General features: G+C 71.0%; 1 protein-coding gene. It reads right to left on the bottom strand.

Annotated features, from left to right (window positions below; translation table 11 throughout):
* The coding region (locus tag ACZYR9_RS27845; protein WP_488981525.1) for an ATP-binding cassette domain-containing protein at positions 1-279 on the bottom strand (279 nt) is incomplete at both ends.

Below are 279 nucleotides of genomic sequence, written 5' to 3'. Positions count from 1 at the left end.
CGACGAACCCGGCCTGCGCGACGTCGAGTGCCTCGCGAAGCACGCGCTCGCCCTCTTCGCTGTGGACGTCGAGCTCGGCGCGGCCGAGCAGCACGTTCTCGCGCACCGAGGCCGAGAACAGCGTGGCGTCCTCGAACGCCATCGCGATGTGCTGACGCAGCTCGACGAGCGTCAGGTCGCGCACGTCGACGCCATCGAGCGTCACGCGCCCGCCTGTCACGTCGTACAGGCGCGTCGGGAGCGTGGTGAGGGTGGTCTTGCCGCTGCCGGTGAGGCCGA

Source organism: Paenibacillus sp. F024 (assembly GCF_057814255.1).
The sequence above is the reverse complement of the archived record's forward strand: the minus strand, read 5'-3'. Positions and strand labels throughout refer to the sequence as shown.